Below are 13,370 nucleotides of genomic sequence, written 5' to 3'. Positions count from 1 at the left end.
AAGATTTGGCTCCCTCGCCGGAGCCGTCTTTAATAAACAGACTTGAGTCTTTATAAAACTAACGGGGTTATTTCGATGGCAACACCACATATCAATGCAGTTGACGGCGCATTCGCTGAAACCGTACTTTTCCCTGGCGATCCACTGCGGGCCAAGTACATTGCCGAAACCTTTCTGGAAAACGTAGAGCAGGTTACCGATGTACGTAACATGCTTGGTTTTACCGGTACTTACAAAGGTAAGCGTATCTCTGTGATGGGTTCAGGTATGGGTATCCCTTCCTGCTCCATTTATGCCACTGAGCTTATCAAGGACTATGGTGTCAAGAACCTGATCCGTGTGGGCACCTGTGGTGCAATCAGTACTGACGTGAAAGTGCGCGATGTGATCATCGGCATGGGCGCCTGTACCGATTCTCAGGTAAACCGTCTGCGTTTCAAGGGCCAGGACTTTGCCGCTATCGCCAACTATGAGCTGATGAGCGCCGTGGTTGACTCAGCCAAGGCTCACGGTACCAAAATTCGTGTAGGTAACGTGTTCTCTGCCGATCTCTTCTACACTCCGGATCCTGAGATGTTCGACGTGATGGAAAAGATGGGGGTACTGGGTGTGGAAATGGAAGCTGCCGGTCTCTACGGTGTTGCCCATGAATTCGGTGCCCGCGCTCTTTGCGTGGTAACTGTCTCCGACCATATCCGTACCGGTGAGAAGACCAGCTCTGATGAGCGTCAAACCACTTTCAACGATATGATCGTCATGACGCTGGACGCCGCGATTACCCTGTAATCCGGTAGCTAACTGACATCATAAGGGCTCCCTCGGGAGCCCTTATTGTTTAAGCCTTTTCGCTTATTCCTGGAGCGCAGCTCTGTAGCAGAAGCTAGCTCTTGGGCTAGTTGTTCTTTTTGTTTGCTTCTGCAGTTTGAGGCTCCCGTTTGGGGGCTACTTCTGTCCTGGGACGTTTACTGCGGGGATTGTCCGTATCGATAGGATCCGGGTTCAGGCTATCGCTGGCTTGCTTGGCTTGCTTGGCTTGCTTGGCTTGCTTGGCTTCGCTTTGGTCTCTTTGGTCTCTTTGGTTACTTGGGTCAATTGGGGATGCTGAAGTTTCAGAGCCTGTTTCTGTTTGGATTTTTTCCCCTGTTTTATTGCCAATCCCAGATTCGGTGTTTACCTCTGAGAGCTCTGGCCTGGCAGCCTTTGTGGCCGATGCTTTGGCGGGCTGTTCAGCCTGTTTGGGAGACGTATTGGTGTTGAATTCAGCGGCAAGCTCTGTCTGGGATTCGCCTGTATCCGGGGCTGAATCTTGGCTTTCGGTGGCAATCAGTTCAGTATCCAAGGCTTCCTTGGCGGCTGCTTTGTCTTGCTGCTTGAGCTTTTTACGCCTGCGTTTGACCCGGGTGCGGCGGCGGTCAAAGTCGGCGCGTTTGAACGACAAGGCCCGTGATAATAGCAGGCCGATAAAGCCCGCGACTATCAGCATCAGTTGCTGCTGCTCCATATTCAGCTGGTGGGCTTCCTGGATCTCATTGAAAAACAGCTTGGGATCCAACCTGACTTCGACAAACCCCAGGTTGTTACCTTGCTGGATCACCGGCTCGACATAAGGGGGATAGGGCGCCAGCAGATCATCCAGTTCCGGGGAATCCGGCTCCAACAATTCGGGGCTGACGTCCTGGGCAAAGGATAAGCGCTGGCCATCCTCACTGTAGATAGTCGCCGCCATCACCTTGGGATCTTCCACCAATGCGCTGGCGAGCCACTGCAACTGCTCATCATTTTGCAGTTGCAGCGCCGGGGCGGCACCGTAGGCTGTTTGTTGCACCAATAATCTGGCCATCTTTTGGGTTTGGGTCTTCAGAAGCCGCTGCCCTTGTAGTAGGCTTGTCTGCCACAGCTGGACCAGGCCGACCAGCAGAGTGACGGCTATGGCGATCTGCAGCAGTCTGCTGATCTTCTGGCTTTTTTTAAGGCCCTTGAACAACAATACTTTGTCCCTTAATCAATTCGGTGTTTCCCTAATCATAATGGATTATGGGTATGCCCGATAGCCGGAGAGCAGTGACCATGGAGTCAGTCTTACCTTTTCCCCTGTTGGCCAGTCAGCGTCAAGATGGCGTCTATACCTTGAGTCTGCAGCAGCACACTTGGCCGGCATTCAAGGAAGGGCTACACGCTCAAGGCGAGCGACTGCGGTTGATCTTCAGTGAAAAGGCCGCGGCTGCTGTTGCCGACTTGCTTCTTGAGCTGGCACCGAGGGCGGTGGCAATTTTGCAGCGCGAGCAATCCTTGTATGGGCTTGAGTTACAACTCGAAACCAGCCCCTGTCAAGCCATGTTGCAACGTCTTGAGTCAATTGGCGAGCTGGATTACCTGCCCATAGCCGCGACAGCGAATTTACCTGAGCTTTCTACTCCAGGCCTGTTGGTGATGGATATGGACTCGACCGCGATTACCATTGAGTGTATCGATGAATTGGCGGCCGCTGCCGGCGTGGGCGCCGAGGTGGCACAAGTGACCGAACGGGCGATGCAGGGAGAGCTGGACTTTGAACAAAGCCTGCGCCAGAGGGTGGCCAAGCTCAAGGGCGCCGACCAAAGTATTATTGATGATCTCTGTGCCCGCTTGCCCCTGAGTCCAGGGCTTGAGAGCATGATAGCCGAGCTCAAGTCCCATGGCTGGCGCACTGTGGTAGCCTCAGGTGGTTTTACTCCCTTTGTTGGTCATCTGCAGCAGTTGCTTGGGTTGGATGCCGCCTTTGCCAACGAGTTGGTGATAAGCGATGGCAGGTTGCTCGGCGAGGTTCGCGGTCAGGTAGTGGATGCCGCCTTCAAGGCCGATGTGGTGACAAAATGCGCCGGGCAGTGGCAGATAGCTGCCGGGCAAAGGTTGGCTATAGGCGATGGCGCCAACGACATCCCCATGGTGCAGGCAGCCGATTTTGGTATTGCTTATCATGCCAAACCTAAGCTGGCTGCGGCGGCTGCGGCGAAGATCAATAAGCTGGGCCTGCAGGCATTACCTTTCTTGCTGCAAGGGCGCTGAAGCGTCAACCGTTAGAACTAGAGTGATTGCTCTTGTTTTTATGACCGGGTTTTATTAGCTTCTGCTATAGAACCCGGTGACGACACAATTCATGGAAACTGTACAGCAATCAATCTTTCTGCCTTATCGCAATGGTGAGCTGCACCTTCGCAAAATTTCTCCCGCTGCCGGTTTTCGGCATCAGATCCCGATTTTGATGTTGCATGGTGCCATGTCCAACGGCCGGGTATTTTATAGCAGCAGAGGTCGAGGTCTGGCGCCGTTTCTGGCTCAGGCGGGCTTTACCGTCTATGTAATGGATAGTGCAGGTCGTGGCCTCAGCACGCCTAAGCTGGCGCGTGGGTTCGAGCTTGGGCAAGGCGAGGTCATCCGTGAACAGCTGCCCCTAGTGCAGCAATATCTGCTTAAAGCCGAGTCGCTGGACAAGCTGCATTGGTGCGCCCATTCCTGGGGCGGGGTGCTGATGGCCAGTGCCCTGGCCCGGTTTCCTGAGCTGCAAGCCTCGGTGGCATCACTGCTTACCTTTGGCAGCAAGCGCACCATAAGAGTCAGGTCACTGAAAAAGTGGTTGATGGTGGATCTGGTTTGGAACCGCCTGGCTCCCGGGATTGCCGCCGGTCACGGCTATCTTGCGGCCGACAAGTGGCGCATGGGTATGGATAACGAGAGCCGGGCTTCGTTGCAGCAGAGCATAGATTGGGTGCGCGGAGATTGGATAGATCATGACGATGGTTTTGACTATGGCCAGGCTGCCGCCAAAGCCACTTGGCCCAAGAGTTGGTTTATCGCCGGACAGAATGACACTGTGCTCGGCAACCCGGAAGATGTGTTGGATATGATGGCCGAATGCGGCTTGCAGAATAGTCGCTTTACCTTGCTGTCACGGGAAAACGGCAATCGCCACGACTATGGTCATGCGGATATGCTGACCCATGTGGATGCTCCGACCGATCATTTCAACAAGGTGCTTGCCTGGTATCAGGGCTTTGAGCTTTCCAGCGTCAGTGATTGAGCTTCAGGGTTCAGTTCCGGGTAGCGCAGCAATACCTCGCTGGTGATCTCCAAAAACTCGCCGACGCCCACGACCCGCCATAGCATCTCTTCGAGCTTCTTGGCCTTGTGCTTGGCATGGACACCTATATATTCCAGCTCGCGGCGGATATAGCCCAGATCCGGTTTACCGGCAGCGCCGCGATAGACTTTCAAGGCCATAAAGCTGCCGAGCGATTGCGCCTGACGAATAAAATCTATTTGAGCCTGACGCTCTGTCAGCTCATGGCGGGCAGTGCAGCGCAGCCGCAACTGGCCGCTGGATTGGCGCACCAACTGCACAAAGACTTCGAAGCTGTCCATGGTCATCTGCGGCTTCATTGCCCGTATCGGACCGATAAAGTCGCGCTTCAGCCGGCCGTCTTGCAGTAAAGGTTCGAGATTGAACTGCAACTGTTCAGCGCTGCTGTTGGCGAACAGGTCGCTGACGACATCCGGCTCGACGCCGACCCCCAGCGCCGAAAAACGGAAAGACTTGACGGTTTTTTCCACAAGGAAAGGCACTGAATGCAGTTTGCGCATCAAGAGGTTTTTCATTCCTTCGGCCAGTTCTTTGACCTCAGAGTTATTCTCTGTCAGTTGCTGCAATTTCTCGCGGTTTTGCTCTATCAGGCGCTGCAAAAACTCCACGCCCGAATGAGGCGTGTGGCCCATCACCGCCGCCAGATGCAGGGTGACACCGTTTTTACGGCTGCGCACCAAGCGGTAGGGCAGTGCCTGCAGTTTTGCCTTGGGCGCCAGTTCCTGCAGCTTGGGAAAGCTCAGCAGCAGTGGCTCCTTGGGATTGAGAGTCGCGTTCTCATCCAGATTCAGCTGCAGGCCACGACTGGAAATGTCGTGGGTGATCCCTGTGTATTGCTGTTTTCCCTGACTGATGTTGACCAAGGTCTTGAAGGAGAACCTGGCTTCCTGACGTCGCTCGCTGAAATACATGGACACCAATCGGATACTGTTGGTGGTGATTTTGGCTTGGCCGAAACGCTTGAGCTCATTGGCGTCCATCTTGAATGGCCAGCGACGATACTCTTCGGTGGCCTGTTCGTCGGTCACGTCCATCAACTGTAATATGTGGCTGTATTTGCTCAGTTGCTGCTCGGTCAGTGCCGAGTAGTTGCTGTCATCCCCCGGGAGCATGGAGGCCTTGTAGGAACCCTGGTGGTCAATGGCATCCAGGCTCACCTGGATAACCTTCCAACTGCCCTTGGTGGCACCAAAGCCCAGAAACAGAGGTTGCAAGCGGCTTTTTTTCAGCTCGCTGAGGCTGGCTGAGTAGAAGTAGAGTTGACCACGGGCATTATAGGTAAAGCTGAACAGTAATCTGTGCTCGGCGTTGTCCGGCTCGGCGAGCATGGCCGCCAGTCTCTGCTTGCTCAGCAGTCCCGGCAATTGGTTGATATCGGCTTCATCGAGAAAATCGTGCAGCAGTGCCTGATTGTCCCGGCTCAGCAGCAAAGCGCCAATAGTTGGCTTGCCTTGGCTGTCCTGCTCGATAAACAGCGGCAGGTGTGGCAGATGGGCCAGATAATGGCGCTCGAATCCCAGTCCTGTTGCTGTTGTCAGTACATCGTTGACATCCACCTTGTAACGGAACTTATAACCGCGAATAAGGCTGGCAAGTAGCTCGGAGAGCTGCTCACTGCCGCCGATGCGTTTTAGCCGCATCCAGCAGGTGTCCTGCTCTGTCTGGGCATCGACTATCTGGTAGTCGACTCCGAGTTGCAGATCCCGGTAATAGTATTCATCGCTGAGGTCCAGCAGCTTGACCCTTAGCGGCCGGTTAAGATCTAAGTTGTGTCTGGCGGGCAGGCGCACCCTGGCGCCACCGACGGAAAGATCTGCGGTATTGCCGCGCAACTCTTCTCTGCCGGGTTGGGAAACCGCTATCTTGATGCTGTAGTTCATCCGCTCTTCACTGCGGTTGAAGTAACGTCCCAGGACGATTCCGGGTACCAGATAGGGATTCTCCTGGCCTTCCTGATTGCGGGGCGTTTGCTGTAGTCGTTGGCGACGCTGGCGATGAGCCTCCATCACCTGTTCATATACTCCCATTGTGTACTGGTTGCGGTACAGCGCCAGTGCGGCATCTAAGGCCTCTTTGGCCGGGGCATCGAGATAATGGCGTTGGTCAGCGAAGCGATACTCCAGGCAGGGCAGTTCCGATTTGTCTCTGAGATCAATGATCCTCAGACAGGGGGAAGCCAGGCGCTGGATTTCCATCTTTAACAGAAAGCGGGTCGAGTTGGACTCTTCGGCGGTGAGCTGCAAGAAGATCTCACTAAAGTCCGGCTCCATCATCAGGGGCTTGAGTTGCTCAATCAGGGCGCTGTGGTGATCTGGGCTCATGGACTCGCTCTTTAAAGGGTGCTTATTCTTGTGCTGACTGTTAGTCTTATGTCGGCCCGGCTTTGGGAAGCTTGAACCCAAATCGGGATTATCGCGCTGAAACTATCACTTTGAAAGTGCAATTATTTTAATTAACTATTACAGATTTTACACAAGTTTGAACCCAGATGGCGAAGAATAAAACAGCATACGTGTGCAACGAATGTGGCCAGGACTTTCCCCGTTGGCAGGGGCAGTGCAGTGCTTGTCATGAATGGAATACCATTACCGAAGTCAGACTGGGGGCGGCCACACCATCCCGGGGTGGTCAGTTCAGCGGTTATGCCGGCGCCGGTGCCAGTGAGATCCAGACACTGGATCAGATAGATCTCAACGAAGTGCCCAGGATCCCCAGTAGCTTTATCGAATTCGACCGTGTGCTCGGTGGCGGCATAGTCGCCGGCAGTGCCATCCTGATTGGCGGTCATCCGGGGGCCGGTAAGAGTACCTTGCTGCTGCAAACTTTGTGTCAGCTGGCAGAGACAATGCCGGCTCTCTATGTCACCGGCGAGGAATCTTTGCAGCAAGTGGCTATGCGTGCCCATCGTTTGGGTCTGCCCACCGGACGTTTGAAGATGTTGTCCGAAACCAGTGTCGAGACCATCTGCACTGTGGCACTGCGGGAGAAGCCCAAGGTCATAGTGATAGACTCGATTCAGGTGATGCATATCAGCGATGTGCAGTCTTCCCCCGGCAGTGTGGCCCAGGTTCGTGAGTCGGCCGCTTTTCTGACCCGTTTTGCCAAACAAAATGGTATCGCCATTATCATGGTCGGCCATGTCACCAAAGATGGCTCTCTGGCCGGCCCCAAGGTGCTGGAGCACTGTATAGATTGCTCCGTGATGTTTGAAGGGGACAGCGATAGCCGCTACCGTACCCTGCGCTCCCATAAGAACCGCTTCGGTGCCATCAATGAGCTGGGAGTGTTCGCCATGACGGAACGGGGGCTCAAGGAAGTGGCCAATCCGTCGGCGATATTCCTGTCACGCGCCGATGAAGCTGCCTCCGGCTCCTTGGTGATGGTGGTTTGGGAGGGCACCCGGCCGCTGCTGGTGGAGCTACAGGTGTTGGTGGACAGCTCGGCACTGTCGCATCCGCGGCGAGTCGCCGTGGGGATGGATGCCAATCGTTTGGCTATGTTGCTGGCGGTAATGCATCGTCATGGCGGCTTACAGATGTCGGATCAGGATGTATTTGTTAACGTGGTCGGTGGTGTCAAGGTGACAGAAACCAGCGCCGATTTGACTCTGCTGTTGGCCATGGTTTCCAGTTTCCGTGGTGATATTCTGCCCAGGGATCTGGTGGTGTTCGGCGAAGTGGGCCTTTCCGGTGAGATACGTCCTGTGCCCAATGGTCAGGAGCGTTTGGTGGAAGCTGCCAAGCATGGCTTTACCCGGGCGATTGTGCCTAAGGCCAATATGCCGAAAAAGCCGCCTCAGGGGATGCAGGTGATAGGGGTGAGCAAACTCAGCGAGGCACTCGGGGCTTTATGATTGCTATGTGAGCGCTATGTGAGTGCTATGTGGAGTAATAGCCCGGCAAACAGGGCTATTGCCGCCCTGTGACCTGTGAAGCAGGAGCCGCTTCAGCGGCTCTGTTCATGTTCGGCGATAAACTGTTCCAACTCCCGGTGCAGCAGTGAGGCATCACCAAGATTCAGCTCCAATAGCCGTCTTAAGTGACTGATACTCTCGATATCAATAAGCCCGCACTTGAGGCCCAGAAGGCCGTTGCGGCGATACACGACATCAGCCTCCATGCACAGTTCAACTTCGGACTGGGGCAGGCAAAAACTCAGCTTCAGCACGCCTTCGGGAGCGAAATCGGCAGGTTCTTCCACCATGGCGCCATTGAGACAGAGATCCAGCAAATGGGTGCTCCACACCTTGTCACCGCAGCTCAGCTGGGCATCTATGCTAAACAGGATCCGCGAAAACTTGCGCTTTTCGTCCATATTCAGTCCTTTAATTTTTGATTCGTCCTTATTGTAGCCACATAAAAAGCGCTTAGCACCGAACTCAGGTCAAATATCTATCCGCTACAGACAAAATATGAAAAATTGTGAATAATGGCCTCTATCCCAGCCGGTTGGAATACAAGCATGGCATACCGCATATTGATAGTGGACGATGAGGCTATCATTAGGACTCGTTTAAAAGGCTACTTTGAAAAAGATGGTTACCAGGTGATGGAGGCCGCTGACGGTGAGCAGATGTGGCAGCAACTACAACAACAGCATGTGGACCTGGTGATGCTGGATATCAATATGCCTGGTGACGATGGTTTGATGCTGACCCGTGAGCTGCGCAGTCGCTCAGATGTGGGCATTATTCTGGTGACCGGCCGGGATGAGGCGATAGATAAAATAGTTGGCCTGGAAATGGGCGCCGATGATTATGTCACCAAGCCGTTTGAGTTTCGTGAGCTCAGGGTCAGGGTCAAAAATCTGCTCTGGCGCATCTCTCTGGTGAAGAAGGCGCAGCAACAAACGGCCGAACAACTGTCGCGCTCGGACGACAATCTTTATTTCGAAGGCTATCACCTGCAGCTCAATAGCCGCCGTTTGAGCTTGGATGGGCAGGCTATCAAGTTGACCAAGGCTGAGTTTGAACTGCTGGTGGCCTTTGCCCTGCACCCGCAGCAGGTGCTATCGAGAGAGCGCTTGATGCAACAAACCAGTCACAGGGATCAGGATGTTAACGACCGTACCATAGATGTGATTATTCGGCGTCTGCGCAGCAAGCTGAGTCCAGAGCTGTTTGTCACTGTGCATGGTGAAGGTTATCTGTTTGCCGCCGATGTTAGCGACTGAGTTCTGAGCCCTTGGCTTCCACTCTGTATACCGGGTAGAAATCCGCCGGTGCCAAACTGTCATCTAGTTGCATGCTGTTGAGGTTATCCGGGCGCAATTGCAAAATTGCCGGGCCTATATCACCAAACGCCTTTTCCCCCTGCAACAGCCTAACGGCGAGATCGACCGCCAGCCGCCCCTGTAGTACCACTCTGTCATCATTGGCATAAGCGACCTTGTTGCGCTTGAGGCCTCGCATGACATCCGGAGACAAGTAGCTGCTTACCAGCGCCATTTTATCCGTCATATTTCTCTGTCTCAGAGTGCCCATGGCGGCTTCAATCGCCACAGCACTGCCGAGTAAGGCTTGTGGCAGCGGCGGCTTATTTTGGTTAAGCAACAGATTGAGCTGATCCCGGTAGAGATTGCGGTTGTTGTCGGCATGCATCACGGCCACTATCTCTACGGTGCTGTCTTGCAGTGCTTGTCCGACGCCTTTTTCCACCAGATCGGTACCACCGCGGCCTTCGGGCCCCGCCAGCATCGCCAGACGTTGATATGGTTTGGATGCGAGAAATTGACCTGTGAGATAACCCATCTGATACCAGTTGACTCCTATATGGGTTTGTACTCGGCTGTCTGCCAACTGGTTCACCAGCGCCAACACCGGCTTGGTCAGCTCAAGCGCCTGGCCCTCAAGCAGGTGTGGGCTGACGGCGCCGAGCAAAATGGCATCGGCATCACCATCGAGGCAGGATTTGAGTTGTGCCAACTGGGTTTGAGTGTTGCCATAGCCACCGGCTTCATGGAGTTCCAGCCCGAGCCCCAATACTTGGCTCTGTTTGGCTAAGCCATAATTAATCCCTATCCAGTAAGCATCTTTCAGATGCGGCACCAACGCGCACAGTTTCCAAGGTTTGTTGGCCTTGGTGAGCGGCGTGTGGGTCAGAGGGCTGGCCTGCTGGATTGCTTCGTTGAAAGGACTGCGTTGCTCCAGCTCCCAGGCTTCATTGGCCAGCGCGGCAGGGATAAACATCAGCAGAGCCAATAACCACAGCTGTAGCGGTTTTTTAGTTGCAGGCAACACAGCCTCAAACTTGGCGGAAAATTGGCTCATGGGGAAGGCCCTGATATATGATGCAAGTATTCTACCATAGCATTCCTGCTGAATGTTTGAGTGAGTCAATGCCTATGCGAACCGGTATCAACAAGGATAACAAGTGAGACCTTTATCTTCATGGCTGAGCAGCCTGACCGGCCGTCTGATGCTGGCGTTCTGTTTACTGGCGCTGTTGCTGTTATTACTGGTGACTCTGGGCAATTTGAGCCTGCACTGGGTCAAGGGTGCCGACAGTTTTCTGTATGAGAAGGCCTTGCCCGCATCGGAAGCCGCGCGGCAGTTATCGCAGTCGGCCACCTCGTTGGCGGAGAATGCCCAGCGCCTGGGCACAGTTGCAGATGAAAAGCAGCGTCAATATTTGGGACGCCGCCTGTCTCTTGAAAGCAATCGCATGTTGGCGGCGATAGCGACCCTGGAGCAGTTGGCGGTGCCGGATTCGGCCAACCTTAAACAGGCGGCGGCCACCATTATCGCCGAGCTGACCTTACTCGGCGAACAGACTGGCGAGCGACTTGAGCGTACCCAAGCGCTGAAGCAGCAAGGACTTTTACTGGTACAGGCTTCCAAGCAGGCCGATAATCTGCTGCGTTCCGAGCTGGCGGTGCTGGATTCAGTTATTATTGCCAAGCTGAGCCAGATCCCTGGCGCTGAGACAGTAGATGACATTATAGAGCTGGATCTCAGCAGCGCCGAGCAGCTCAACCGCGCCCTGAAACTGACCCACAAGATAGCCTTGCTCGGGCAGATATTTGCCGCGGCCGATGCGCCGCAAGACTTGGTCGGCGCCATCAACCAGGCGCCGTTGACCGATGATGCCCTGTCCCCGGGATTGCTCAAGCGTATTCCTGTGGCCGATTTGGTTCGGGACCCAGGTAGAGCCGAGGCGCTCGAGGCAGAATTTGCTCGTCTTGACCAGGTCATTGCCGGTCAACAATTGGCCGAAGCGATATGGCAGTTGCAGCAGCAACTGGAACAAAGGCAATTGGTGATTTCTGATAACCTCAAGTCGATGGAGCAAACCGTGGATGCCGCCCTCGAAGGCCAACAGCAACAGCTGAATTTGGCCCGCCGCGACTATCTGGGGCAGCTCAATTGGGCCAGCGCAGGGCTCTGGGGGACGGGCGCTTTGATGTTGCTGCTGATCCTGTTTGTCAGTTGGCAGGTTATCTATAAGGGCATCGCCCGGCGCTTGAGCGATGCCACCCAGGCACTCAGTCGCCTGAGTCTTGGCGATACCAATGTCAGTATACGCTCTTACGGTGATGATGAACTTACTGCTATGGCCTCGGCGCTGGAAGCCTTCAAACAGAAAACGGCCCATAATCAAAAGTTGCAGCAGGATCTGCAACGCACTGCCGCCGAGTTGACCGAGCATAAATTGGCGCTGGAGCTGAAGGTCGCCGAGCGAACCCGCGAGCTCGCCCAGACCAATGCCCAGTTGGAGGAAGCCAGTCAGGCCAAGTCGCTGTTTTTGGCAACCATGAGTCATGAAATACGTACACCGCTTAATGGCTTGCTCGGCACCCTGAGTTTGCTGGGGCAGGCGGAGTTACCCGCCAAGGCGCGGCAGATGTTGGCGTTGTCCCAGTACAGTGGCACTCAACTGCAAACCGTGCTCAATGACATTCTCGATTTTTCACGTCTGGAGCAGGGTAGGCTGCTCAATGAGCCAAGGGCTGTGGAGTTGCCGGCGCTGCTCAACGAAGTGACCGCCATCATGTTGGCCGGGGCTAATCTTGCCGGGCTTGAGCTCAGGTTGTTAAAGCCGGAATTGCCCGAATGGGTCTGGCTTGATGGGCCCAAGCTCAGGCAGGTATTATTTAACCTTCTGGGCAATGCGATCAAGTTTACCACCAAGGGCAGTGTGACTCTGGAGGTCAGTATTGAAGGTGCACGCCTGTGCTTCAGCGTGACTGACACAGGTATCGGCATCCGCCCCGAAGCCATGGCGCATCTGTTTACCCCCTATGCCACAGAGGCGACCCATGCCAGTGCCAGGGGTACCGGGCTTGGGCTGAGTATCAGTCGTGACCTGGTGCAACTGATGAATGGCCGTGAGAGCGAGGATGAGCCCGCCATAGACGTTATCAGTACACCGGGACAGGGCAGCCGTTTCAGTTTCAGTGTGCCGCTTCAGCCCTGTGAGCAGGGGGAGCAACAATCGAGTCGCCTGCCGCAGAGTGAAATCGCCAAGCGGGTGTTGCTGGTGGAAGATAACAGGGTTAACGCCCTGGTGGCTCAGGGCTTTTTGGCGCACCTTGGACATGAATCACTCTTGTGTGTCAGTTTGGCTGAGGCGCGAAGTGTGTTGCTTGATAACACGTCAGGCCCCTTTGATGCCGTGATGCTGGATTTACAGCTGAGTGACGGCTCCGGCAGCGAGCTGTTGCCTGAGCTCAGGCAACAGCTGGGCACCAAGGTGCCTATTGCCGCCTTTACCGCCCAGTTGCAGACTCAGGACATGGCTGATTATCAGGCCATGGGCTTTGATACAGTGCTGGGTAAGCCCTTGGGATTGCAGGCACTGGCCAATTGGCTAGGGGTTGTCTCCGGCTCGAATCTGAGTGATGAACGCCATAAGGAAGAGGATATCCAAGCGCCTGGCAATAGGGTATCACCCCGCAATACGGACAACGCCCAATGGCTGGCGCTGGAGCAACTTGAGCAGGACTTGCAGGTACTCGGCAAGGCCACTTTGCTGGAGATGCGGCAACAGTTTGTGGATAGCTGTGACGCGCAGCTGCAAGCTTTAAAGGCGGCGGATGGGCAACGGGATATCATGGCTGCCAAGCTGCACGCACTCAAGGGCAGCAGTGGCAACATGGGGCTTGAAGCGCTGCATTTGCGCTGCGCCGCACTGGAACAGTCCATCAAGGTTGGCAATCCTTTGAGCGACGAGGAACTTACCGAGCTGACAGATTGCGTAGCGGCATCATTGCTGGCGCTCGAAAACTGGCTTGAGCAGCAATCAGACTAAGGTGC

Annotated in this window: 10 protein-coding genes; 6 read left to right on the top strand and 4 right to left on the bottom strand. The window is 54.8% G+C overall.

All coding sequences use genetic code 11. The features are described from left to right. Positions 1-75: 75 nt before the first annotated feature. Positions 76-786: a purine-nucleoside phosphorylase gene (gene deoD, locus ACMHXH_RS07975; protein ID WP_039033651.1), complete on the top strand. Its 711-nt coding sequence runs from the start codon at positions 76-78 to the stop codon at positions 784-786. 106 nt (positions 787-892) lie between these two features. On the opposite strand, the gene ACMHXH_RS07970 is transcribed toward deoD, so the two are convergent. Next, positions 893-1,987, bottom strand: a complete 1,095-nt coding sequence (locus ACMHXH_RS07970; protein ID WP_335912261.1) for an AhpA/YtjB family protein — start codon at positions 1,985-1,987, stop codon at positions 893-895. Positions 1,988-2,094: 107 nt separating this feature from the next. Here ACMHXH_RS07970 and serB point away from each other — a divergent pair, with 107 nt between their 5' ends. Beyond that, positions 2,095-3,045 carry a phosphoserine phosphatase SerB gene (gene serB, locus ACMHXH_RS07965; protein WP_413737941.1) on the top strand — a complete coding sequence of 317 codons (951 nt, stop codon included), beginning with the start codon at positions 2,095-2,097 and terminating at the stop codon, positions 3,043-3,045. Between the two features lie 91 nt (positions 3,046-3,136). After that, positions 3,137-4,057: an alpha/beta fold hydrolase gene (locus tag ACMHXH_RS07960; protein ID WP_071475597.1), complete on the top strand. Its 921-nt coding sequence runs from the start codon at positions 3,137-3,139 to the stop codon at positions 4,055-4,057. Here the strand turns inward: ACMHXH_RS07960 and ACMHXH_RS07955 are convergent. Further along, on the bottom strand, positions 4,024-6,438 hold the full coding sequence (locus ACMHXH_RS07955) for a PilZ domain-containing protein (RefSeq protein ID WP_335912265.1): 2,415 nt from the start codon (positions 6,436-6,438) through the stop codon (positions 4,024-4,026). The genes ACMHXH_RS07960 and ACMHXH_RS07955 overlap by 34 nt on opposite strands. 167 nt (positions 6,439-6,605) lie before the next feature. Here ACMHXH_RS07955 and radA point away from each other — a divergent pair, with 167 nt between their 5' ends. After that, complete coding sequence (gene radA, locus ACMHXH_RS07950) at positions 6,606-7,970, top strand: DNA repair protein RadA (protein WP_039033655.1); 1,365 nt, start codon at positions 6,606-6,608, stop codon at positions 7,968-7,970. A 92-nt stretch (positions 7,971-8,062) separates the two neighbouring features. Here radA and ACMHXH_RS07945 read toward each other — a convergent pair whose 3' ends face one another. Continuing rightward, positions 8,063-8,431: a PilZ domain-containing protein gene (locus ACMHXH_RS07945; RefSeq protein WP_039033656.1), complete on the bottom strand. Its 369-nt coding sequence runs from the start codon at positions 8,429-8,431 to the stop codon at positions 8,063-8,065. A gap of 147 nt (positions 8,432-8,578) precedes the next feature. Here ACMHXH_RS07945 and torR point away from each other — a divergent pair, with 147 nt between their 5' ends. Next, positions 8,579-9,289 (top strand): two-component system response regulator TorR, encoded by a 711-nt coding sequence (gene torR, locus ACMHXH_RS07940; protein WP_025009949.1) that lies wholly within the window; start codon positions 8,579-8,581, stop codon positions 9,287-9,289. On the opposite strand, the gene torT is transcribed toward torR, so the two are convergent. After that, entirely contained in the window at positions 9,279-10,304 is a 1,026-nt protein-coding gene (gene torT, locus ACMHXH_RS07935; RefSeq protein ID WP_101094953.1) for a TMAO reductase system periplasmic protein TorT, read from the bottom strand. The genes torR and torT overlap by 11 nt on opposite strands. A 184-nt stretch (positions 10,305-10,488) precedes the next feature. Here torT and torS point away from each other — a divergent pair, with 184 nt between their 5' ends. Next, positions 10,489-13,365 carry a TMAO reductase system sensor histidine kinase/response regulator TorS gene (torS, locus tag ACMHXH_RS07930; RefSeq protein ID WP_335912267.1) on the top strand — a complete coding sequence of 959 codons (2,877 nt, stop codon included), beginning with the start codon at positions 10,489-10,491 and terminating at the stop codon, positions 13,363-13,365. The last annotated feature ends 5 nt before the right edge of the window (positions 13,366-13,370 follow it).

Source organism: Shewanella sp. BJSY2023SW001 (genome assembly GCF_047314685.1).
Lineage (GTDB): Bacteria > Pseudomonadota > Gammaproteobacteria > Enterobacterales > Shewanellaceae > Shewanella > Shewanella indica.
Note: the sequence above shows the minus strand (reverse complement) of the source record. Positions and strands in the feature narration are given on the sequence as shown.